The organism is Micromonospora sp. WMMA1923 (assembly GCF_049179195.1).
Lineage (GTDB): Bacteria > Actinomycetota > Actinomycetes > Mycobacteriales > Micromonosporaceae > Micromonospora > Micromonospora yangpuensis.
Genome location: NZ_JBMHLZ010000001.1, coordinates 1,656,462 through 1,678,437, shown reverse-complemented (window position 1 = coordinate 1,678,437; position 21,976 = coordinate 1,656,462). Strand labels below are relative to the sequence as shown.

The window sequence follows — 21,976 nt, the reverse complement described above, 5'->3', positions numbered from 1 at the left end:
AAGCACGCCCGGAAGGACAATCAACGGTTTCTATCGGTAGTCAGGACATCACAGAACGACGTGGAATGTGAAGCCGGTTGCCCCCGCGGCGATCCGGCTCCGGTGTCATCCACAGCGGACACCATACCGATGGTGTCGTCATCACCTGCGGATACGTCGGATTGTGGACCTCCGGCGGCGGATCTGGCCGGCAGATCAACCGGAATGTCTTTTCTCGACGACGTCCAACAGCGCGGGATGCAGCGCCGGGTTCCACCCCGCGCCCCCGGCGGCGAGCCGCCAGGTGCGCAGCCACATCTCCACCAGGTAGGCGTCGGCCACCAGCCGCCGGCCCGCCGCCGACAGGCCGAGCGCGGCACCGTGCGCGGCGAGGTGGGCGTCGACCGCCGCGGCGGCGGCCCCGGCCGGCTGCCCGTCGAGCACCAGGGCCCGTTGGAAGGCGTCGTGCGCGAGGTCGAACCCGAGGGGTACGTCCGGCCCGCTGTGCTCCCAGTCCCAGGCGACCAGGTTCCCGGCATGCCGGCCGAGGTTCCACGGCACCCAGTCACCGTGCCAGTGTCCGAACTCGACAGCGGTGTCGCCGTGCCGGCGGGCCAGCGCCGCGACCGCCTCGACCGCCCGTGCCCCGGCCCGCTCGCCGCCCCCCGCCCGGCTCGTCCCGCTCTGCTCGGCCCCGCTGCCGGCGGTGGCCGTGGCCATGGTGTCGTCGGCGGCAGCGGCCCGGGCCGCCTCGGTGGTCAGTCGGGCCAGGAAGGTCGAGCCGGCCAGCGGCCGCGGGGCGGCGGGTGCGCCACCCCGGCGGGCGACCGCGAGCAGCGCGCCGATCCTCGGCGGGTCGTCGACCGGCACGCCCCGCACGGCCAGCGGCAGCGGCTCGACCACGGCGACCACCTGGCCGGCCCAGGTCAGTTCGGCCAGCAGCCGGGGCGTCACCGGATGGCCGTCCACACCGGATGCCTGCGGTAGCGCGCGCAGCGCGGCGCACTCGGCGGTCACCAGGGCCCGGGTGGCGTCGTTCCACCCGATCTTGGCGTAGCCGAGGGGACGACCGTCGGCCGCGAAGACCTGCAACGTCGGCTTGTGGTGGGGGTCCGGCGGCCGGATCCCGCAGGCCGCGTACGCCGGACGGACGCCGAGCAGCTCGGCCAGGTGCGCGGCGAGCAGCGCTCCGGCCGGATCCACGTCGGCCGGCAGCGACACGGTCAGGGTCGGGAAGCGGGCGGCGTCCAGCACCCCGATCCGGGCCAACGCGCCGAGTCCGGCCCGGACCGCCCGGATCTTCGGCGGACGCAGCGCGTTGTACGCCAACAGCGCCGCGGCGGTGGCCCGGGTCGCACCCCGGGGCAGCAGGAACCGGGCCCGCTCGACCGAGGGCACCACCGTGTACCGGGCCAGCACCCGGTGGCCGGCCGGCGGCGCACCGTCGACGGTCAGCCCGATCCGGTCGTCACCGAAGACCGCCCGGCTGACCCACCCCAACCCGTCGGTACGTCCGCGCGGGTCACCGGTCGAGGTCACCGCGCGCCCCAGTCGAAGGTCATCCCGAGGCGTCGTTCCAGCGCCTGGTTGTGCGGCCGGTAGTAGTCGGTCAGCTCGGCGCGTACCGCGGGGTCCAGGGGCGCCGACCGCCGGTCGTTGTAGACCTTGAAGTCGGGCAGGTCGAAGGCGGGCAGGCCGAGGAAGTCGAGCGTGCGCGCGTAGGTCGACCGGGCGTCGCGGTAGAGGTCCTCGCTGGGCAGGAAGAGGAACTGGGACGTCTCGAACCGCGCCAGCCACGGCTCCAGGTGCTCCAGGTAACGGCCCCGGGCCCGGTAGGTGTACCAGTCGTAGGGCTCGCTGAAGTACTCCGGCTCGGCGATCAGCCGCTCCCGCTCCCCCGCGGTGCGCTCCGCCTCGGCGGCCAGGGCGTCGGCGAACTCCAACGGCTCGATGTCGTGGGTGCGCCGCTCCTTCCAGTGCGAGTACGCCCGCTCCACCGGGTCGCGCAGCAGCACGATCAGCCGCACCTGCGGCATCAGCTCCGCCACCCGCTGCGCGGCGAGCGGGTGGAACATGTACAGCGGGGCCGCCTCGCCGACGCGGACGGGGCCGCCGTGCCGGTTCTCCAGCGCCGCCCGCTGCCGGGTGGTCGGGAAGTGCGAGCGGTACCAGGCCTCGCCCCGCCGCCAGTGTTCCTCGAAGTAGTGCGCGGACTTGGTGTTCCAGGCCGGGAAGAGCCGGGGCACCAGCGGATGCTGGATCAGGTAGTTCCACAGGGAGGTGGTCCCACCGCGTTTGGTGCCGATGATGAGGAAGTCCGGCAACGGCCGCCGGTCGCTGGTCCGTACCCCGTAGTCGACCAGACTCTCCTTGACCCGGTCGGTGACCTGGGTCGGTACCAGCTGTTTCATCCGGTCTCGGAGCGAGGACACCGGTGCTCACCTGCCCTTCGTGGGTTGGGTCGGGACGGGGTTCGGCCCGCCCCGGATCTGCGTCAGGATCGCCCGGATGCCACGCCGCACCCGGGGCACCGCCACCAGGGCGACCGCGCCGGTCACCAGCACGGCCAGCGCCACCACCAGCCCGGGGATCCCCCGGCCGGCGACCAGCACCCCGAGCGCCGAGGCCGCCCCGACGCCGGCGACGGTGAGCAGGGCGGCCCGGCCCATCACCCGGTCGGTCAACGGCTGCCCCACCGTCCGGCGGGCACAGCTGAAGGCGATCAGGTTCTCGGTGGCGATCCCGGCCCCCCAGGCGAGGGCGGCGCCGGTCGCGCCGTACCCGGGAATCAGGGCGACGCCGAGGGTGACGGTGCCGGCCAGTCCGGCCACCGCGGCGGCCAGGTGCAGGCCGCTGTGCCCGCCCATCAGCAGCAGGCTCTGCACGTTGCCGACCCCGGTGTTGACAAGCATCGCCAGGGCGAGCACGGTCATCGCGGTGGCCCCGGCGGCGAACTCCGGCCCGAAGAGCTGGAGGAAGGCCAGCCCGAAGACGGCGAGCAGCAGGTAGACCGGCCAGGACAGCACGAGCGCCCAGGTGGTCAGCTGCCGGTGCACGGTGGCCGCCGCCGCCCGTTCCCCCCGGCCGAGCAGCCGCGACAGTTGGGGCGACACGGCCACCCGCAGTCCCTGCATGGCCAGCTGACCGGCGAGCACGTAGCGGCCGACCGCGCCGAAGACACCGGCCTGGGTCTGGTCGGCAAGCGCCGAGGTGAGCAGCACCCCGACCCACATGCTGCCGGCGTCGATCGCCGCCGAGGCGGCCCGGGGCAGCGCGAAGCCCCAGAACGTCGACCAGTCCGTGCGCCGGGGCCGCAGCGGCACCGCCCGGCCCAGGCCGACCGGCCCGGCGACCAGCGCCAGGCAGGCCAGCAGGGCGATGCCGGCCGGGACGAGCCAGCCGGTCAGGCCCAGCACCAGGCCGCCGCCGACCAGGGCCACCGCGCCGACCAGCAGCGGCCGGGCCACCGGCAGCAGGAAGAACTGCACGGCGACGTACGCGCGGATCGGCCGTACACAGCGCAACGCCGCGAGCAGCAGGGTCATCGCGACCACCACCGGCACCGCCACGAACGCGGCGACCAGCAGTGGCCGGCCGGCGTCACCCGAGCCGTCGAGGAGCAGCCCGGCGAGTCCGCCGGCGGCCACCACCCCACCGACGGCGACCAGGAGCGCGATCAGCAGCGGCGGGACCAGCGCCACCGGCAGCAGCCGGGCGGCGTCACCGTCCGGGCCGGTCCGCCGCCGGGGTAGCGCCCACATCAGCCCGGTCTCCGCGCCGAGGGTGCAGACCGCGGTGGCGACGGTGACCACCCCGATCGCCGCGAAGAAGGCACCCGAGCCGGCCGTACCGTAGCCCCGGGTGATCACCACCGCCAGGACGAAGCCGAAAAGTCCGCTGGTGGCCGCCCCGACCAGACCGGCGGCGCCGCTGCGGGCGCTGCGTCGGGTCTCGGTGGCGTCGTCGGCCGGCTGGTCGGCGCGGGGCGCGACGGCGGTCACGCGGGCACCGCCACCGGGGTACGACGGACCCGGTCACCGGCGACGGTGCGTTCCCGCTCGGTAAGCGCCATCGAGAAGCAGATCACGAAGAACGCCAGCGCCAGGTTCTGGTTGGCCATCCCGTAGAACGGCACCTGGACCAGGCAGACCACCGGCACCACGGCCAGCCACTGACCCGGCGGTGAGACCGCCCGGGAACAGACCAGGTACGCCAGCACGAACCAGGCGAGGAAGCAGAGCAGCGCGGGCACCCCGTGGCTGAACAGCACCATCCACAGTTGACCCTGGGTGCCGATCGGCGCGTCGGCCGAGACGGTGTCCACGTTCACCGGCGCGCCGTAGCCCAGCCACGGCGAGTCGCGGACCCGGTCGAGCACCTCGGTGTAGAGCGAGAGCCGGTCGGTGTTGGTGTCGCTGGACTCCACCCGGTTGCTGATCAGGTCGACGACCGGGATGAAGAGGGTGGCCACCGCGCCGAGCACGGCGACCCCGACGATCGAGGCCGCGACCCGGATGTTGCCCCGCAGGGCGGCCCGGATCCCGAGCACGGCCAGCCCGACGCCGAGACTGAGGAACATCGCCCGGTTCAGGGTGAGGAAGGCCGGTGCCAACGACAGCGGCAACGAGCCCAGCAGCACCCAGCGCAGCAGCCCCCGGCGCAGCAGCATGCTGAGCGCCACCACGCAGGGCAGGCTCATCGCGTACGCGCTGCCGTAGTTGTTGGTGTACGCGTACGGCGCGGCGGGTCGGTAGATCGGGTTGAGCGAGCGTGGGCTGAACTCGGCGGTGGTGAGGTGGACCATGTCCTGGATGAACGGGGTGTTGGCCAGGCCGGCGGGCAACAGCACCTCCATCGGCGTGGTCATCGCGAAGCGGGGCACCAGCACCCCCAGCCAGCCCAGGGTGACCAGGCCGAACCAGAAGGCGCAGAGCGGCATCAGCACCGTCACCTGGCGGGGGCGCTCCCGGGCCGCGGCGTAGACGTAGCAGCCGACGATGAGCGCGGTCAGGTAGAACGCCAGCCGCAGGGCGAAGGTCAGCAGCGAGGCGGCGTTCTGCAACTGGGTGGCACTGACCACGACCAGGGCGAGAAAGAGCAGCCACCCGCCCGTTCCCGGGGGCAACGGCACCCGGCCCCGGGTGACCAGGATGGTGAGCAGCAACGCGCCGAGCAACGGCCAGCCCAGGTAGAACGCTCCGGTCAGCCACCAGAGCGGCACCAGCCCGAACATCACCGCCAGCGGCCAGACCGGCAGCAGCGGCACCGCGGCGGCCGACGGCAGGACGGGCCCCGACGGTCCGACGGCGGCCGACGGTGGTGGGCCGTCGGCGCGCGGGTCAGCCATGGCTGCCGCGGGTCAGCACGAAGCCGATCGGGCTGACCCCGGCCGCCCGCAGCCGCTCCACCAACCGCCGGAGGTCGGTCTGTCGGGTGCGGTCCTGCACGACCACGATCACCGCGGTGCCCTGCCGGGCCAGCGCCACCCCCCGCTCGTCGGACTCGGCCGGTGGCGCGTTGTAGAGCACCAGCGGTTGGCCCACTGCCTGCCGGGCGGTGCCGATCCGGACGCTACCCGGGCCCACCGTGATCTCCGAGCCGTCGCCGGTCGGCTCGGCGCCACCCCGGCGGCCGTCGACGATCCGCCCGGGGGCGGCGGCCCGACCGGAGGTGACCCGGGGCACGATCGCGGTGGCGTCCGGGTCGCCGGAGGTACGGGCGGCGGCCGGGTACGGCGAGGGCCGCCGGTTGGGCGCCGTCCCGGCACCCGCCGTCCCGCCCGCCGCGGTGGGCACCGACACCACCCCGGTCCCCCGCACCGGCGGTGCCGTGCCGTTGGGCAGGTGTGGCTGCTGCGCCACCGCGACCCGGTCGAAGGGCAGCCGGTTGCTGCCGGCCAGCACCGCCTCGCGCAGCCGGCCGGCCCGTCCGCTGTCGTCGGCGACGAAGACCGGACGGCCGTCGGCGGCGAGCGCCACCGCGAGCCCGGCCGTGGTCGCGGTCGAGTCCTCCCGGGTGGTCAGCACCGCCACCCGGGCCGGCGAGCTGACCTGCGCGGCGATCGCCATCGCGACGTAGCGGACGTCGGCGTCGACCAACTGTGCCCGGCCGGGCACCCGCCGCCGCCGGACGGTGCCCAGCAGTGGCAGTCCGGTGACCTCCCGCCCGTCGGCCACCGTGCGGATCCGCCTGTCGATCGACTCCCAGCCGTACGCGGCGACCACGCCGATCAACGTCCCGCCGAGCAGGCCGGCGAGCAGGTAGAGCATCCGGCTGCCGTCCCGGTTGGCCAGCTCCGGCTCGGCGGTCTGGGTCAACCAGCCCGGGTTCACGTCGACGGCGGCGATCTCGCTGCGCGCCGAGTTGAGCTGGGTGAGCTGGTTGTTGACCGCGGCGAGTTCGCTGACCGCCGCGTCGGCGGCGGCGGTGCCCCGGTTGCGGTCGATCCGCTTCTGCAGCGTGGTCTGCTGCTCGGTGACCTTGGCGATGCTCGCGTCGTAGGAGCGCAGCATCTCGTTGCGCTGACTCTCGTACATCTCCCGGCGCACGTCCAGGTAGGAGCGGGCGGCGACGTTGACGGTCTCCACCGACTCGTCGACGGTGCGGCCCTGGTAGACGAAGCGCAGGATCTGCCCGCCGGTGGGTACCTCGACCTCCAGCGCGTTGCGGACCTCCACCGAGGGACGACCGACCGCCTCGGCGATCCGGCTGACCACGTCGGTGCCGGTGGCGATGCCGCTCTCCACGTTCATGTTCACCGACCGGTCGGGGCTGCCGCCGGTCGGGGTGAACGCGTCGGTCACCACCGGACGTACCGCCACCACCGCGCTGGCGGTCACCGCCGCCGGGGCCAGCATGACGAAGGTGAGGGCGGCGAGCAGGCCGGAGCCGGCGATCGCGGCCACCAACCGGATCCGGTGCAGCGGCACCCGCAGCACGTCGGTGATGGTGACGGTACGGGCGGGTGGGCCGGTCGGCCGGTCGGCCGGGGACCATCCGGCGGAGGCGTGCTCAGTCATGGAACTTCTTCACCGTCTGTTGGGGATTGCCGACGACGACGACCCGGGGTGGCACGTCGGACCGGACGACCGTGCCGGCGCCGACGACACTGTCGTCGCCGATCCGCACGCCCTTGAGAACCAGCGCGTGGGTGCCGATCCAGACGTTGTCGCCGACCACGATCGGGGCGCGGGTGGCCGCGGTCGGCGGGGCGTGCCGCAGCTCGGGGGGAAGGTTGTGGAAGTCGTTGTCCAGCAGCTCGCAGTCCGAGAGCAGGCACCGGTCACCGACGGTCACCGAGGTCCAGGCACCGATCCAGGTGGCGTTGAGCAGGCAGTCCGCGCCCACCCGCACCTCACCCGGCCCGGCGAAGCGGACCAGCTTGTTCACCCTGGTCCGGTCGCCGAGGGTCACCCGCACCCCGCGGCGCAGCCGGAGCCGGCCGCGGATCTCGACGTCCCGGCCGAGGGTCAGCCGACGGTAGCGCAGCCGATACCACACCCGCCGGAGCGCGAACACCGCGCGTAGCAACGGCCCCCGCCGGGTCTGAGCGACGCCAGCCAACACACCCTCCCCACCGTCTCGGGGGCCGGCGACGCGACTGCGTCGCCGGCCCCCGGTCGACCAATCTACCGAGAAACCATCACGATCGGTCGATCCTTACTGTACGGAGAAGAACATGGCCGACTGCGACCAGGTCAACCCCGGGCTCGGCGCCGCGAGCACGGTGGCCGCGGTACCGGTCACCACCGGCGCGGCCGTCGGATCGAACGGCACGGCACGCAGCGTACCGTCGGTGTGTCCATAGACGATCCGCCCGTCCACCCAGGCCATCCCGCGCACCGCCGACCAGGTCATCCCGGTGGTCGGGGTGCTGAACTCGGTGGCGCCGAGGTAGTTGCCGTCGATCTCGAAGTACCGGTGGTACAGCGCGTTGGCCCCGGTCCGGGTGTAGTAGAGCTGACCGTCCAGGTAGAACGCGCCGGTCAGGTTCGCCGCGTTGAACCAGTCGTTGTAGCCCGACGCCTCCCACGACGCGCCGATCGCCGTACCGTTGTAGAGCGAGATGTCGATCCGGCTGCCACTCGGGGCGCCGGTCACCGTACGCGCCCAGTAGATCCGGTCGTCGACCTGCCAGGTGGCGCCGGCGTTGGTCCAGTTCGGCTGGCTGACCACGGTCGCCGTGCCGAGGGTGGTGCCGTCGAACGGGACCTTGGCCAGCTCACCGTTGGCCGTCCGCAGGTGCAGGTTGCCGCTGCCGGCCGGCTGCGGGTTCTTCGGGGTGACGGTACGTCCACCGGCGAGCGGGAACATGCCGAGCCGGCCGTGGTACTCGTTGCCCATCCCGTCGGAGTTGTGCCCGAAGTAGATCCCGTCGGTGCCGCGCCAGATCACCGGTACCGAGGAGCCCCAACTGCTGGCCCCGGTCGGCAGCGACGAGGCGGTACGGCGCGGGTTCCAGTTCAGCGGCATGCCGGTGGCCGGGTTGACCGCCCCGATGCCGAGCCGGTCGATCGCGCCGTTGCCGGCGACGTCACTGGCGTTGGGGTTGTTCAGCCATCGGAAGTGCCCACCGAGGTAGATCACCCCGTCGGCGACCTCGACCGAGGTGATGGTGTCGTTGCCGGTGAAGTTGACCCAGGTGGCCACCTGCCCGGTCCCCCGCGCGGCGGTCTCGAACCGGACCAGTGCGTCGCAGTACGCCGACGGCCAACCCGACCCGCCGTTGGTGCCGACGACGAACCAGCTGCCGTCCGCGCCGAACCTCACGTCCTGCACGTAGTGCACGAAGGTCGAGGGGCTGCCGCACCCCGCGACGAACTTCTCCGAACTCCAGTCGATCACCGAGGGCGTCCCGGTCAGGTCCACCAGCGCGATCTGGTTGCGGGGCAGGTCGTTGAGGAGGGTGAAGTTACCGCCGACGACCAGGGTGTTGCCGTCCGGGGAGACGTCGATCGCCCAGACGTACGAATTGGTCTCGTGCCGGCCCACGGTGGCGTTGACGTTGAACGTCGGGTCGATCGCACCGGTGGTCGCGTTCAGCCGGGCCAACCCGGTGTGCGCGGTGCCGTTGAGCCAGTTGAACGCGCCGGCGACGTACAGGTCGTTGCCGTGCAGCACCAGGTCACGGACGTTGCCGCCGTCGGAGCGACCGACCCAGCTGTCGATGATCGCGCCGGTGGTCGGGTCGAGCGCGACCAGGTTGCGGCGGGCGATCCCGTTGACGGTCTTGAAGGCGCCACCGACGATGACGGTGCCGCCGGGGCCGGCGATCAGGGTGTTGACCGCCCCGTCGAGCACCGGCAGGAACGTGGTGGAGATCGCCCCGGTGCCGCGGTGGTAGGCGAACAGGTAGCGCTGGGTGGTCCAGGTGGCGGTGGCGGTGAGGCGGATCTGGGTGAAGCTGCCGCCGACGTAGACCATGTCGCCCACCTGGGCGAACGCGCGGGTCTCACCGTCACGGGCGTGTGGCGTGTGGTCGGCGGGGTTGGCCGAGACGAGGGTGGCCGGCGCGGGCGCCGGGACCACGGCGGCGGACGCCGCGGCGGGTGCGGTCAGCACCGTGAGGCCGACCACCACCGCGAGCAGCGTCGCGCGGGCACGGGTGGTTCCGGCGGTACGCCGGAGAAGGGAGGGAACGGGCACGCTGTGCCTCCTGGGAGGGCCAACAGAACGTGCGTAGCGTGCCTTGTCCAGCGCCACAAGGGAAATCCGCCGATTGGGCGGTCACTGAATCCGGTAACCGACAGCGACGTGGACGGTCCATACCGGCCACGTCACTGTCGGGCCGAGGTCAGTCGCGGGTGCTCCGCGCGGTCGGCTGACGCAGATAGGAGTCCCGCCCGGCCTGGGCGAAGCCGGCCACCGCCGAGGCGTTGTGGTTCATGGTCATGTCACAGGTGCTGGACTTGCGGGTCATCCCCGGCGAGTTGAAGTAGATCGCCGCCTTGATCTTGGGGTGGGCCTTCAGGGCCGCCGGGAACTCCTCGAACCACCGGCGCTTGGCCCCCGGGTCGTCCGGGTGCAGGTTGGTGCCGAACTCGGCAAGCATCCGGGGCTTGCCCGCGCCCACCCCGTTGTCGTCCAGCCACCGGTAGAAGCCACCGACCGTCTCGTGCGGACTCTTCCACACCGTGCTGCCGTTGCAGACCTGGAAGTTGTACGGGTCGTAGCCCACCCAGTCGACGTACCGGTCACCGGGGTAGAGGCCGACGTACCGGTCGTGGTAGCCGGACCAGCCCATCATCACCCACACCCAGACGGCGTTGGACGCCCCGGCCCTGGCGAACCGGTCGTGCACGTACCGCCAGGCGCGGACGAAGTCGGCGTCGCTGCCCTTGGCCGGCTCGTCCTCCGGCTCGTGGTCGAAGCCCATGAACACCGGCGCCCCGACCGCCTTGATCCGACCGGCCACCGCGTCGATCGTCTCGTCGTGCCGGCCACTGTAGACGTCCGCCCAGGTGAACGTCGTACCGGTGGAGAAGTTCCGGGACTCCCAGGCGAAGAAGAGCAGCCTGCCCTCGCGCAGCTGCTGCTGCTCGTACGGGTCGGGGAAGGCCCCGTTGCTGCCGGCGTTGGAGAAGTCGTGGTAGCGGTGCACCACGTCGAACTTCCGCCCGACCTGGGCCTCCACATCGGCCACCGCCTGGCCGTGGTCCCACCCGTTGCCGGCCGAGGCCGGCGAGTACATCCCCCACCAGGCGCCGCAGGAGGGCACCAGCTTCGCCGACACCGTCCCGCACCGGCCCGAACCGTTGGCCGGGGCGGTGGTGCTGGGCGTCGCCGCGGGGGTGGTCGCCGACGGGCGGGGGGTGCTCGGCTCGACGCGCGGCGTCGGGCTGGCCGGCGCGGTGGTCGCCGGGGTCGAGGTGGCCGGCACCGTCGGGGACGCGGTCGGCGCGACGTCGTAGTCGACGAGCAACCGGGGTCGCAGCTCCGGGTCGCGGTTCTCCCGGGACGCCCAGTAGAGCCGGGTGTCCAGACCGGACTGGGCCAGGGACACCGTCCAGTTGCCGTTGCCCCGCACCAGCGCCGAGACGTCCCACTCGTTGAAGCCCTCGGCCACCCGGGACACCGAGTCCAACGCGGTGACCGGCTCCACCGGCGCGGGCCGGGCCTGCCGGGCGTCCACCGGGGAGGCGTACGCGGTCACCGTGGCGGCGGCGTCCCGCCAGGCGTACACCCGCAGGGTGGCCCGCAGGCCCACGGCGGTGGCGGGCACCCCGCGCACCGCGAACTCGACCACCGCGTCCCGGGCCCCGCGCGGGTTGCCGTCGCAGGGCGCCGGGCAGGTGGCCAGGGACGTCTTGACCCCGTTGTCACCGTCCTGCGGCACCGTCGTGGCGGTGGTGTCGGCCACCGCCACCAGGGCGGGATCGTCGGCAGCCAGCAGCGGCATCATGGTGGCCACCAGAGCGCCCACCACCGCGACGCCGAGCACCCCGAGAACGGCTGCCTTGCGTCGGGGACCGGCGTGCCGGGTGAGGCGGTGAATCCCGTGCCTGTTCAAGGGACACTCCCTGTGTCGACTGTGGTACCGGGTGCAGCCTAACCAGGAGGGTCGCGGGACGTCACACGTACAGCTACGGGTAAGCGCGTCTTAACCCAAAGCTAAGAAACGGGGGGCCGTGGCCGGTCAACGACGGGCGGCCAGCAGGGCGGCGCGCATCGCCGGCACCGGCGCGGGAACCCCGGTGAACTGTTCGAACTGACCGACGGCCTGGGCCAGCAGCAGGTCCAGCCCGGAGACGACACGGCAACCGGCGGCCTGGGCGGCGGCGGCCAACGGAGTCGGCCAGGGATCGTAGAGGGCGTCGAAGACCACGGTGGACGACCGCCACCGCCACCGGCTGACCAGCGGGTCGGCGACTCCCTTCGGCACGGTGGAGACGAGCACGTCACAGTCGGCGGGTCCGGCCGTAGGGCCCCGATCGGCCGGGTCCCCGCCGGTCCGGTCCCAACCGGCCGGGTCCCCGCCGGTCCGGTCCCAACCGGCCGGGTCCCAGCCCGCGCCGGTCAGTGGCAGGTCGAGGGCGGCGGCGACCGGGCGCAACGCGTCGACGGCCGCCGCCCGGCGGGCCACCACGGTCACCCCGGCGGCACCGAGCCGGGCCGCCGCCGCCAGCGCCGCCCGCGCGGTACCGCCGGCACCGAGCACGGTCACCGTGGCACCGGCGCGTACGCCGGCGGCGGTCAGCACCTCGACCATGCCGGTGACGTCGGTGTTGTCGGCGTACCAGGAACCGTCGGGGCGGCGTACCAGGGTGTTGGCGGCACCGACGGCGGCGGCCAGCGGGGAGACCTCGTCGGCCACCGCGAGCGCCGCCTCCTTGCCGGGCATGGTCACCGACAGGCCGGCCCACTCCGGGCCGAGGCCGCCGACCAGGCCGGCGACCTCGGACTCGGCGCACTCGATCCGGGTGTACGACCAGCCGGTCAACCCGGCCGCCACGTACCCGGCGGTGTGGATCACCGGGGAGAGCGAGTGCGCGATCGGCTTGCCGACCACCGCCGCCCGTCTCACCACGTCCCCGTCAGCCTTCCGTCCGTGTGACCGCCACGCTTTCAGCGGTGACCAGACTATCTCGGATTCCGGCTGGGTCAGTACAGGGTCTTCGGTGCCGAGCAGTTTCCCACCCCGGTACGACAGATGCGGTAGGAGTACTGCGCTCGACCGAAGGTGGCGTGCTGCTCGGTGGCGGTGCAGACCGACGGTCCCTGCCAGTTCCAGGTGCTCGATCCAGGAGCACGCACCTGCCAGCGGGCGCAGTGCCCGTCGGTCAGCGGATCACGCGCATAGAGATTCCAGTCACCGTTCTTGATGTACACCGCCCGCCCCACCGCTCCGGTGGTGCTGAAGTGCTCGGTCGCCGCCGCCTGGGCAGGAACTGGCACCAGGACCAGGGAGACCCCGATCCCCGCCACCACTCCGACCGCCAGCCGTCCCAGAAGAGATCTCACCCCGTGCCTCCCCGTATAGCGTCCACTGGGGACGCTACCGCCGGGCGAATCACACGTCAACGTCCCACTACCGTGCGTGAGGCGGGGTCGGAGACCGCCACGACCGGCCAGGGTCGAGCTGCTTGCCTGCGAGGCGGCCCGGCTCAGAGGATCCCGTTCTTCTTGGCCTTCTCGATGTTGCGCTCGTGCTCGGCGTTGGTTTCGGCGAAGGCGGAGTGCCCCTCCCTGTCGATCGCCACGAAGAAGAGCCAGGGCCCATCCGGGGGATCCATCGCTCCCTCCAGCGCCAGCTTCCCCGGATTGTTGATCGGAGTGGGGGTCAGACCCGGATGCGAGTGCGTGCTGTACGGATTCTTCGGGTCCCGAATCTCCTCGGTACGCATGTCCTTCGAAGCCTTCGTCGGCTTACCGGTCAACTCCCAGTAGTAGTTCACCGACACGTCGAACTCCAGGCAGCTACAGGGGAAGTTGCCACTGTAGGCCCGGTTGTAGGCAACCCGGGCGATCTTGCCGAGGTCCTCGGCGTTACCCGCCTCGGCCTGCGCCATCGACGCCACGATCAACGCCTCGTACGGGCTGATCCCGCCGCGCTCCTTCTCCACCTTGTCAGCGAAGTCCATGTCACCGGTAACGGTGAGGAAGCGGTCCACCATCAACGAGAGCACACCCTCGGCGGTGATGTTTGGCGGAAGCTCGTAGGTGTCGGGAAAGAGGAAGCCCTCGACCGACTTGCTGACCTTCTTGTCGTCGTTGCGCTTGAACCACCAGTCCGGCACACCGAGTGCCTCCGGGTCCTTCGCCGCCGCCTCGAACTCCTTGACCGGGATCTTCGTCTCCTCGGAAAGAAGCTTGAAGATGCTCTTGGCGGTCCGGCCCTCGGGGATGGTGAGCCCCTTGACGATCTTGTTCTTGAGGTCGAGCAGGGCGGCGACCGCGCTCTCGCCGCTCATCTCCTTGCGGACCTTGTAGGTACCGGGCTGGATGTTGGTGCTGCGGGAGTTATCCGCTGCCGCGTTGACGAACGCCTTGGGGCTCTTCACCACCCCCGCCTCGTGCAACGCGTTCGCCATGTCGGCGATCAACGCACCCTGCTTGATCTCGACGGTCGTCTCACCGGAGCCGGCACCGTCGTAGTCGGGCGTGGTGAAGTAGTTCGACACCCGATCGAAGCCGTAGTAGGCCCCGCCGCCGATGCCGCCGAGCAGCGCCAGGGCCAGGAAGAGGGCGATCACGGTCTTGCCCGTGCCGCCGGACTTCGCCTTGCCCTTGCCGGTGGCCTTGCGTCTCTCGACGAAGCCACGCCGGTGCCGGCCCTTCTCCCCCCGCTCCTGCTCGTCGAACCCGAGGTCCAGATCGTCGATCATTACGTCCGCCTCCGCTGCGCGTCCAGCCAGCTCTGCAGAATCTCGACCGCGGCGGCCTGGTCGACCACCGCACGTTGGCGCTTCCCACGGACGCCCCGCTCGGACAGCCTACGAGAAGCAACCACGGTCGACATCCTCTCGTCGGTGAGCGATACCGGAACAGGTGCCAGCACCTCGGCCAGTCGCTCAGCGTACGCCGTCACGTGCACCGCCGCCGGCCCGTGCTTTCCGGCGAGGTTGACCGGCAGGCCGACCACCACCTCCACCGCCTCCACCTCGCTGACCAGGCGTTTCAATTCGGCCATGTCGGCCGGTACCGCCTCCGGGGCGGCACCGAGGTCCCGGGCCAGGGTGGCCACCGGGGTGGCGAGCACCCCGTGCGGGTCGGAACGGGCCACCCCGACACGAACCTGACCGACATCCACGCCCAGTCGTACCCCGAACACGCTCCGGCCCTCCCCCAGTAACGCGTCGACCCGGGCCGCGGCGGGGACTGCTCCCCTGTGACCCGGGTCGACGACGGTTGACCACATCACGTGTCGGCGATCGCCTTCTCGACGGTGAGCAGCAGCGTCGGGGCCTCGGCCGCCGGCAGGCCGCCGCCCTGGGCCAGGTCGGCGCTGCCGCCGCCCCGGCCGGAGAAGGCCGCCTTGACCAGGTCGTTGGCGGCCAGGCCCCGGGACCGGGCCGCCGGGTTCACCGACACCACCAGCGACGCCTTGCCGTTGGACCGGGCCGCCACCGCGACCACCGCCGGCCGGGCCGGGTCGATCTTGCCCCGGATCTCCTGGGCCAGCGTCCGCACGTCGTTGCCGGCCGCCCCCTCGGGCGCCTCGGTGCCCACGTACGCCACCCCGCGCACGTCCCTGGCCTGGGCGGCCAGCGCCGCCGCCCCGCCCAGCACCAGCTGCGCCCGGAGCTTGTCCAGCTCCTTCTCGGCGTCGCGCAGCTGGGTGACGGTCTGCTCCACCCGGTCGGCGACCTGGTCGCCGGGGACCCGGAACAGCTCGGCCAGCCGGGACACCAGCAGGTGCTCGCGGGCCAGGAAGCCGAAGGCGTCCATGCCCACCAGGGCCTCGATCCGCCGGACCCCCGAACCCACCGACGCCTCGGAGAGGATCTTGACCAGGCCGAGCTGGGCCGAGCGGGCCACGTGGGTGCCGCCGCACAGCTCCCGGGCGTAGTCGCCGACCTCGACGACCCGGACCCGCTCGCCGTACTTCTCGCCGAACAGCGCCATCGCGCCGATCCGCCGGGCCTCCTCCTGGGTGGTGATGAAGGCGTGCACCTCCAGGTCGGCCAGGAGCACCTCGTTGACCTGCTGCTCCACGTCGTGCAGCACGCTCGGCGCCACCCCGGTCGGGGTGTTGAAGTCGAACCGCAGCCGGCCGGGGGCGTTCAACGAACCCGCCTGGGTGGCCGAGGCGCCGAGGAAGTTACGCATCGTCTGATGCACCAGATGGGTCGCGGTGTGCGACCGGGAGATCGCCCGCCGCCGGGTCACGTCGATCTCGGCGTACCCGGTCTCGCCGGCGCGGACCTCGCCCCGGACGACCCGGGCCCGGTGCACGATCAGCCCCGGTACCGGCTGCTGCACGTCGAAGACCTCGACCTGGCCACCGCCGACGGTGATCAGACCCTGGTCGGGCTGCTGGCCACCGCCCTCGGCGTAGAACGGGGTGGTGTCGAGCACCAGCTCGACGGTGTCCCCCTCGGCTGCCGCGCCGACCTCGCCGCCGCCGGCCAGCACCGCCCGGACCCGGGACTCCCGGGTCAGCTCGGTGTAACCGGTGAACTCCACCGGCCCGCCGGCGTCCAGCACCCCCCGGTACGCCGACACGTCGGTGTGCCCGGTCTTGCGCGCCTGGGCGTCGGCCTTCGCCCGGTTGCGCTGGTCGGCCATCAGCCGGCGGAAGCCGTCGGCGTCCACCTGCAGCCCCTGCTCGGCGGCGATCTCCAGGGTCAGGTCGATCGGGAAGCCGTAGGTGTCGTGCAGTTGGAAGGCCTTCTCCCCGGACAGCGCCGGGCGGCCCGCCGACCGGGTCTCGGCGATCGCCGTGTCCAGGATCGTGGTGCCGGCGCGCAGCGTGGACAGGAAGGCCTCCTCCTCCCCGTACGCGTAGTCGGCGATCCGGCCGAACTCGGCGGCCAGCTCCGGGTACGACGGGGCCATGCAGTCGCGGGCCACCGGCAGCAGCTCCGGCAGGGCCGGATCCTGGTAACCCAGCAGCCGCACCGCCCGGATCGCCCGCCGCATGATCCGGCGCAGCACGTAGCCGCGCCCCTCGTTGCTCGGGGTCACCCCGTCACCGATCAACATCAGCGCGGTACGCAGGTGGTCGGCGATCACCCGCAGCCGGACGTCGTCCGGGTGCGACTCGCTGGCCACGTGCCCGGAGTGCGCGCCGTAGCGCTTGCCGGTCAGCTCGGCGGCGCGGGCCAGGATCGGCCGGATCTCGTCGATCTCGTAGAGGTTGTCGACGCCCTGCAGGACCGAGGCCATCCGCTCCAGGCCCATGCCGGTGTCGATGTTCTTGGCCGGCAGCTCACCCACCAGCGGGTAGTCCTTGCCCGCGCCGGGACCCCGCTCGTACTGCATGAAGACGAGGTTCCACAGCTCCATGAAGCGGTCCTCGTCGACCTCCGGACCGCCGTCGAGGCCGTACTCCGGGCCCCGGTCGATGAAGATCTCCGAGCACGGGCCGCACGGGCCGGGAATGCCCATGTCCCAGAAGTTCGGGCCCTTGCCCCGGCGGACGATGCGCTCGGCCGGCACCCCCACCGTGCGGTGCCAGATGTCGTACGCCTCGTCGTCGTCGAGGTAGACGGTCACCCAGAGCCGGTCGGCGTCCAGCCCCAGCCCACCCTGCGCCGACGACGTGGTCATCAGCTCCCAGGCCAGCGGGATGGCGCCTTCCTTGAAGTAGTCGCCGAAGGAGAAGTTGCCGTTCATCTGGAAGAACGTGCCGTGCCGGCTGGTCTTGCCGACCTCGTCGATGTCCGGGGTCCGGATGCACTTCTGCACGCTGACCGCCCGCCGGTACGGCGGAGTCTGCTGCCCGAGGAAGTAGGGCACGAAGGGCACCATGCCGGCCGGGACGAAGAGCAGGTTCGGGTCGTCGATGGCGGGCAGCGGAGCGGACGGCACCACGGCGTGGCCGTTCGCCTCGAAGTGCGCGAGATACCGCCGCTTGATCTCCGCCGTCTTCATCGCTGGTGCTCCTCCGGAAAAATCTCTCGGTCCCCGATCCGCGGGTCCTCCCGCAGCTCGGCGAAGTTGTCGTCGAACGCCTCACCGCGGGCGAACGCCTCGTGGATCTCCTGCTCCCGCTCGGCCATCCCGATCCGGACGTCCTCCACGAAGCTACGCAGCGACTCCACCAGACTGCCAGCGGATTGCGACAGCCCGTCGGCGATACCGGCCGGCGTGTACGCCTGCGCGGTACGGGTCGCCTTGCGGACCACCAGCACGCCCACGGCCACGCCGATGCCCAGCCAGAACAGCCGCCTCATGACCGGTCCCCCAGACCCGGCCCGCCGGCGGAGCGGTTGCTGCGCTTGGCGGCCCGGCGTTGCTGCTTGATCGTGTCGCGCACCTCACGCTCGGTCTCGGCATGCCGCCGGGCGGACGCCGCCTTGCGTACCCCGAAGCCGAAGGCGGCGACCTTGACCAGCGGGTTCGCCGCGGCGGCGGAGACCACGGTGGCCAGGTTCGCCACGTTGGCCGTGACGTTCTGCGCGTGGCTGGTCATCGTGTCGACCTTGGCGAGCTGGAGGTTCACCCCGTCCAGCGAGGTCTGCACCTGCTCCAGCGCGGTGTTGACGTTGCGTACCGTCACGTTGACGTCACCCAGCAACGGCGTGGTCTGCTCGTTGAGGTCACTGATCATCCTGGTCGTGGCGTCCACGGTGTGCCGCAGCCGCAGGATCGGCACCGCCAGCACGACCACCAGCATCAGGAACGCGCCAGCCGCGATCAGGGCAGCGATCTGTCCACCGTCCACGCATGTCCTCCTCAAACAGAGCTAACGAGCCTCGACGTCCTCGCCGGGCGGGCGACCGTCACCGGGTGCCGCGTCGGGCGTGATCCGCCCTGCGTCATCGGCTGGTGGGACCAGCGGCCCCACCAGCCCCAGACCCTACCGTCAGTGATGGAAGTCGGCTCACGACGGTGAGGGGGTCGGCTCGCCCAGGGGGTCCTCGGTCAACGTCGGGTACGGATCCTCACCGGTCAACGAGGGGTCGGTGCTCGGCTGCGGACGGGTCCGGTCGTCGTCGATGGCGTTGCGCACCTTCAGCGACACCGACGATCCGCTGCACTCCGCCGACCGCTCCTGCGGGGCCGGTGAGGGCACGATCGCGGGTTCGCCGTCGACCGGCGGCGGCACGCACGTCGGTTCGCGTACCCACAGGTCGAGGGTCAGCTCGTCGCGCCGCCAGCAGGTGTACGAGCCGTTCGCCGGCTGCTCCGGGCAGCGGTCCACCTTCCAGGGCCGCCACCCGTCAGCGGCCAACGCCTGCTCGTAGGCCTGGGCGGTCTCCGCCGGTGGGCGCTCGGACTCCACGGTGCGCTCGCGCAGCCGGCAGTCGAGCAGACACCAGCGGCTGCCGCTGACGTCGTCCTCGACCCGTACCGCCGCCCAGCCCGGCACGCCGAGGGCGTCGAGGGTGTCGAAGACCGGATCGCGGCTGAGGGTACGGATGCCGAAGTAGAGCGGCAACGCACCGAGCACCAGCACGCTCACCAGGGCCAGCAGGCCCAACCGCAGCCGGCGGCGCTCCCGCAGCCGGCGGCGCAGCTCGGAGCGGGCGCCCCCGGCTCCGTCCCCGGCCGTCGCGGTCCGGTCCGCGGCCTCGTCGCGGGCCTGCTCGGCGTCCGGCTCGTCCGGGACGCCGCCGGGGGTCGCCGGTCGGGGACCACCCGGCCCGGTCACCGGTGCGGCGGCGGCCACCCGGGCCACCCCCGCTGCCGGCGGACGGACCGGGGAGGCGGCGACGGCCTGGTCGACGTCCGGCTCCCGCTGCGGCGGGGTCGCCCGCCCCGCGGGGCGCTCGTCGCCGGTCGGCCGGACCGGTGCCGCCGCGCGCGCCACCGCCGGAGGCGGCACCACCGCGGCCGCCCCGACGGTACGCCGATCGGCGTCGGGCCGGAGGCCGGCCTCCGGCCCCGGTACCCCCGGCCCCGGTACGCCCGGCGGCCCCGGTACGTGCGAGCCCGATACGTGCGCCCCCGGTCCGTGCGGCCCCGGTACGCCCGGCCGCGGCGCCTCGGGTGCTGCCCGGCCCGGCCGATGCTCCGGCGCCCCCGGTGCGCCCACCCGATGTTCCTCGGGTGCTGCCCGGCCCCGCCCGACCGGCCCGGTCTCGGGCCGGGGGCCGGGGCCACCGGCGGCGGGACCGGGCAGGGTCGACTGCCGGCCGGTCACCGGACGAAGGTGTGGATGCGCCCCGGTCTGCGGTGGCCCGCCCGACCGGTGCTCCCCCGTTGCCGGTCCGCTCGGGCCACCGCTGGTCGGCCCGGGTTCCGGACCGGTGGTGGGACGGGTCGGCGCACCGACCGGAGGCGGTCCGGACGTAGGTCGTCCAGACGGAAGCGGTCCGGACTGAGGCGGTCCAGACGGAAGCGGTCCAGACGGAGGCGGTCCGGACGGAAGCGGTCCAGACGGAGGCGCGCCGACCTGAGGCGGCATGTCGCCACCGGGGCGGGCCCGACCGACCGGAGCCCGGCCGGAGCCCGGTGGCACCGCCGAACGCCCCCCGGTCTGCTCCTGACCGGAAGGCCGCGGCACGGTCACCGCACCGCCCCGTGGACCGCTCGCCGGCCCGTCCACCGGGGCGCGGCGGGGCCTCGTGGCGTCGGCGGGACGACTGCCCTGCGGGTTCACCGGCCATCGGCTCGGCGGCTCGGCCGGGGCACCCGCCACGGAGTCCCCGTCATCCTCCGCCGCCCGACGACGGCCGTCATCATCAGCCGCCCGACGGCGGCCATCGTCCTCCTCAGCCGCCCGACGGCGGCCACCACCGCCCCGTCCGCGTTCATTGCCGGCGGCGGTCGGGAACGCGCCGGTCGACTGGGGCACGGCGGCGCTGCCGCGCGGCAGCGCCCCGGAGTCCTCCGGCCCGGACACCATGGGGAACCCGCCGCTGCGCCCGTCCCGGGGCACCCCCGCACCGGTCTGTCCACCGGCCGGTGCGGTCGGCTCGTCGGGAATGGCTGGTGCGTTTCCCGACCTCGGCACCGCCGGCTCGTCGGGCTCGGCTGCCCGGCGACGGCCACCGGACCGGGGCACCTCACCGGGACGGGGGGCGTCGCCGGACCGGCCCCGGGAACCGGATGCCGTGGCGCGGTCGTGGTCGCCGCGCGGATCGGGACCGCCGTGGCGGCCGGACTCACCAGGACCGCCGTGGCGGCCGGGCTCCCCGGGGCCGCCGTGGTCGACGGGTGCACCGGTATGGCGGGCTTCACCGCGTTCGCCGGCCGGTGGCGTCACCCGACCCGGGGCACGGTCGCCCGCCTCGGAAGCTGCGGGGTGACGGTGCGGACGGGACTGCTCGGTCGACCGGCCGTCCTCGTGCGGCGCTCGCGGTGGCACTGGCGAACCGGGCCAGGGTACGTCCACCGAACGGCGGGGCCCGGCCGGATCCGGGTGGTCCCGGCGAGCGGGGCCCGGTGGCCCAGCCGGTGGCGGTCCGCTGCCGGCACCGGGGCCGGGCGGCACCGGTCCGGCCGGCCCCATCGGCCCACCCGGCGCACCAGGCACCTGAGGCGTCACCGGTCGCACCCCGACCGGAACCGACGCGGCGGCCCGCGTCACGGAAGCCGGCGGGTCCGCAGGACGGCCACCGGGAGGCAGCATGTCCGCAGGACGGCCACCGGGAGGCGGGACGTGGCCAGGACGGGCAGCCGGCGGCGGAGCACTCGCGGTGCGGGGGCCCGGCGCGGGCCCACCCGTGGGGTGGGAGCCGGGAGGCGGGGCAGCGATGGGCGCCGCACCCGGCGGCGGAGCCATCCGGTCCGGGGGGAACCCGGGCGGCTGGTGCTGACCCGGCGGGTCGCCCATCGGCGGGCGCGGAGCCGGCCCCGGACCGGCCTGGACCGGCGGCGCGGGCGGAAGCTGACCCGGCGGTCGCACGTTCTGCGCCGGCCCAGGCTGCGGCCCCGCTGACCCCGGACCATGCGGCGGGCCCACTGACCCAGGACCAGGCGGCGGGCCCACTGGCACCGAACCATGCGGCACCGGACCCTGCGGCACCGGACCCTGCGGCACCGAACCCGGCGGCACCGGAGAGGGAAACGGTCCCGGAGGCGGCACCCGGCCGGCGGGCGTCCCCGGTGGCCCCTGGTCGGGTGGTGGACTCGCGGCGGTGAACCGGCCGGAGGGTGGACCGGCCTCGGGCCGGACGCCGGGTGGCGGCCCGCCACCGGGGCGGGCACCGGGCGTTGCGGAATGGGGCGGGGGTGGACCGGGCGGGGGTGGACCGGCCGGGGGACGACCGGGAGGTCCGGTCAGCGGCGGGGGACCCGCGCCGGGCGGCGACTGCGGATGGGGCAGGTCGGGGCCGATCTCCCCGCGCTGTTCCTTGGCCGACCGCAGGTCGTCGATCCAGCCGAACTCCTCGCCCTGTTCCGGCGGCGGCGGCTCGGCTTCGGCCTTGCCCCGCCCCCAGCGGCG

General features: G+C 73.3%; 16 protein-coding genes. All 16 read right to left on the bottom strand.

Annotated features, from left to right (window positions below; translation table 11 throughout):
• Positions 1-195: 195 nt before the first annotated feature.
• The 16 genes from ACN28G_RS07580 to ACN28G_RS07505 all read right to left on the bottom strand — a co-directional run bounded on the left by ACN28G_RS07580 (position 196) and on the right by ACN28G_RS07505 (position 19,102).
• Positions 196-1,530 carry a hypothetical protein gene (locus ACN28G_RS07580; RefSeq protein WP_421480878.1) on the bottom strand — a complete coding sequence of 445 codons (1,335 nt, stop codon included), beginning with the start codon at positions 1,528-1,530 and terminating at the stop codon, positions 196-198.
• Positions 1,515-2,411, bottom strand: coding sequence for a sulfotransferase domain-containing protein (locus ACN28G_RS07575; protein WP_421478768.1), 897 nt, complete (start codon positions 2,409-2,411; stop codon positions 1,515-1,517). The genes ACN28G_RS07580 and ACN28G_RS07575 overlap by 16 nt, the downstream gene beginning before the upstream one ends.
• Positions 2,412-2,417: 6 nt before the next feature.
• Entirely contained in the window at positions 2,418-3,980 is a 1,563-nt protein-coding gene (locus ACN28G_RS07570; RefSeq protein ID WP_421478767.1) for a lipopolysaccharide biosynthesis protein, read from the bottom strand.
• Entirely contained in the window at positions 3,977-5,326 is a 1,350-nt protein-coding gene (locus ACN28G_RS07565; RefSeq protein WP_421478766.1) for an O-antigen ligase family protein, read from the bottom strand. Before ACN28G_RS07565 ends, ACN28G_RS07570 begins: the two co-directional genes overlap by 4 nt.
• Positions 5,319-6,998 (bottom strand): lipopolysaccharide biosynthesis protein, encoded by a 1,680-nt coding sequence (locus tag ACN28G_RS07560; protein WP_421478765.1) that lies wholly within the window; start codon positions 6,996-6,998, stop codon positions 5,319-5,321. Before ACN28G_RS07560 ends, ACN28G_RS07565 begins: the two co-directional genes overlap by 8 nt.
• A complete protein-coding gene (locus ACN28G_RS07555; protein WP_091446295.1) occupies positions 6,991-7,542 on the bottom strand; it encodes an acyltransferase in 552 nt (183 codons plus the stop codon). The genes ACN28G_RS07560 and ACN28G_RS07555 overlap by 8 nt, the downstream gene beginning before the upstream one ends.
• 96 nt (positions 7,543-7,638) lie before the next feature.
• Positions 7,639-9,567, bottom strand: a complete 1,929-nt coding sequence (locus ACN28G_RS07550; RefSeq protein ID WP_373868344.1) for a hypothetical protein — start codon at positions 9,565-9,567, stop codon at positions 7,639-7,641.
• A gap of 205 nt (positions 9,568-9,772) precedes the next feature.
• Complete coding sequence (locus ACN28G_RS07545; protein WP_421478764.1) at positions 9,773-11,488, bottom strand: glycoside hydrolase; 1,716 nt, start codon at positions 11,486-11,488, stop codon at positions 9,773-9,775.
• A 126-nt stretch (positions 11,489-11,614) separates the two neighbouring features.
• On the bottom strand, positions 11,615-12,487 hold the full coding sequence (locus ACN28G_RS07540; RefSeq protein ID WP_091446291.1) for a shikimate dehydrogenase family protein: 873 nt from the start codon (positions 12,485-12,487) through the stop codon (positions 11,615-11,617).
• Between the two features lie 92 nt (positions 12,488-12,579).
• Complete coding sequence (locus tag ACN28G_RS07535; protein WP_229688301.1) at positions 12,580-12,939, bottom strand: hypothetical protein; 360 nt, start codon at positions 12,937-12,939, stop codon at positions 12,580-12,582.
• 143 nt (positions 12,940-13,082) lie between these two features.
• Entirely contained in the window at positions 13,083-14,303 is a 1,221-nt protein-coding gene (mltG, locus tag ACN28G_RS07530; RefSeq protein WP_091436574.1) for an endolytic transglycosylase MltG, read from the bottom strand.
• A complete protein-coding gene (ruvX, locus tag ACN28G_RS07525; protein ID WP_229688302.1) occupies positions 14,303-14,749 on the bottom strand; it encodes a Holliday junction resolvase RuvX in 447 nt (148 codons plus the stop codon). The genes mltG and ruvX overlap by 1 nt, the downstream gene beginning before the upstream one ends.
• Positions 14,750-14,835: 86 nt before the next feature.
• Complete coding sequence (gene alaS / locus ACN28G_RS07520; protein WP_421478763.1) at positions 14,836-17,514, bottom strand: alanine--tRNA ligase; 2,679 nt, start codon at positions 17,512-17,514, stop codon at positions 14,836-14,838.
• Entirely contained in the window at positions 17,511-17,816 is a 306-nt protein-coding gene (locus ACN28G_RS07515) for a DUF6167 family protein (RefSeq protein ID WP_091436570.1), read from the bottom strand. The genes alaS and ACN28G_RS07515 overlap by 4 nt, the downstream gene beginning before the upstream one ends.
• Positions 17,813-18,307, bottom strand: a complete 495-nt coding sequence (locus ACN28G_RS07510) for a DUF948 domain-containing protein (protein WP_421478762.1) — start codon at positions 18,305-18,307, stop codon at positions 17,813-17,815. The genes ACN28G_RS07515 and ACN28G_RS07510 overlap by 4 nt, the downstream gene beginning before the upstream one ends.
• Positions 18,308-18,466: 159 nt before the next feature.
• A complete protein-coding gene (locus ACN28G_RS07505) occupies positions 18,467-19,102 on the bottom strand; it encodes a hypothetical protein (RefSeq protein ID WP_091446287.1) in 636 nt (211 codons plus the stop codon).
• Positions 19,103-21,976: the final 2,874 nt, after the last annotated feature.

Excerpts from the sequence above, each read along its gene's own strand:
- alaS (WP_421478763.1), bottom strand. The coding sequence starts at position 17,514 with ATGAAGACGGCGGAGATCAAGCGGCGGTATCTCGCGCACTTCGAGGCG.
- ACN28G_RS07515 (WP_091436570.1), bottom strand. The coding sequence starts at position 17,816 with ATGAGGCGGCTGTTCTGGCTGGGCATCGGCGTGGCCGTGGGCGTGCTG.
- ACN28G_RS07560 (WP_421478765.1), bottom strand. The coding sequence starts at position 6,998 with ATGACTGAGCACGCCTCCGCCGGATGGTCCCCGGCCGACCGGCCGACC.
- ACN28G_RS07565 (WP_421478766.1), bottom strand. The coding sequence starts at position 5,326 with ATGGCTGACCCGCGCGCCGACGGCCCACCACCGTCGGCCGCCGTCGGA.
- mltG (WP_091436574.1), bottom strand. The coding sequence starts at position 14,303 with ATGATCGACGATCTGGACCTCGGGTTCGACGAGCAGGAGCGGGGGGAG.